Raw genomic sequence first — 1,353 nt, 5'->3', positions numbered from 1 at the left:
GGCCCCGCCACGCTGGTCGCGGTATGCCTCGAACGCGGACCCGACCTGGTCGTCGCCCTGCTCGCGGTCCTCAAGGCCGGCGGCGCCTACGTGCCCCTGGACCCCGAATACCCGCTCGACCGCCTCACCTTCCTGCTCCACGACACCGCCGCACCCGTCGTCGTCACCCAGGAGAGCCTGCGCGAACACCTGCCCGACACCGGCGCCACCCTGGTGAGCATCGACGGCACCGCCGACGCGGCAGCGGTGGCACGGGAGAACGACACCGACCTGCCCACCGAGGCCACCGGCAACGATCTCGCCTACGTCATCCACACCTCGGGATCCACCGGCACACCCAAGGGCGTCGAGATCCCCCGCAGCGCACTCACCAACCTCCTCCTCGCCCTGCGCGACCGACTGACCTTCACCTCCGACGACCGACTGCTCTCCGTCACCACCATCACGTTCGACATCTCCAACCTGGAGCTGTACCTGCCCCTGGTCACCGGGGCCCAAGTAGTGCTCGCCAGCAGGGAACAGACCCGCGACCCGCACGCCCTCGCCACCCTCCTGACCCGACACGGCATCACCGTCATGCAGGCCACCCCCTCCGTCTGGCAGACACTCGTCGACGTACTGCCCGACCAGGCCCCCCACCTGCACATACTCACCGGCGGCGAAGCCCTGCCCCCCGACCTCGCCCACCGCCTCACCCGCCGGGCAGGCCGCGTCACCAACCTCTACGGACCCACAGAGACCACCATCTGGTCCCTGGCCGCCGACGTCGAACCCGAAGCGCACACCGTCACCATCGGCCACCCCATCGCCAACACCGAACTGTTCGTGATGAACAAGTCCGCCCGGCCCACCCCCGTCGGCGTACCCGGCGAACTCTGGATCGGCGGAGCCGGCCTCGCCCGCGGCTACCTCAACCGCCCCGAACTCACCACCGAACGCTTCATCCCACACCCCTACCGAACGGATCCGGACGCCCGCGTCTACCGCACCGGCGACCTCGTCCGCCGACTGCCCGACGGCACCATCGAATACCTCGGCCGCATCGACCACCAGGTCAAGATCCGCGGCCACCGCATCGAACTCGGCGAAATCGAGTCGACGCTCCTGAAACACCCCGACATCACGTCCTGCGTCGTACTTGCACGCGAGGACACCCCAGGAACCAAACGACTCGTCGCCTACTGCACGACCGGCCGGAACGCCGAACGCGGCCCCGACACGCCCGAGCTGCGCGCATGGTGCGCGCGCAGCCTGCCCGACTACATGGTCCCCAGCGCCTTCGTCCTCCTCGACCAACTCCCACTGACCACCAACAACAAAGTGGACCGCAAGGCCCTGCCCGCACCCGACACC

Annotated in this window: 1 protein-coding gene; it reads left to right on the top strand. The window is 69.1% G+C overall.

Features of this window, described 5'->3' with window-relative positions; genetic code table 11:
- On the top strand, positions 1-1,353 hold a 1,353-nt coding region (locus tag ACFWJ4_RS41615), incomplete at both ends, for an amino acid adenylation domain-containing protein (protein ID WP_380554693.1).

Origin of the sequence: Kitasatospora sp. NPDC127067 (assembly GCF_042724755.1) — a bacterium.
Lineage (GTDB): Bacteria > Actinomycetota > Actinomycetes > Streptomycetales > Streptomycetaceae > Kitasatospora > Kitasatospora lactacystinica.
The sequence above is the reverse complement of the archived record's forward strand: the minus strand, read 5'-3'. Positions and strand labels throughout refer to the sequence as shown.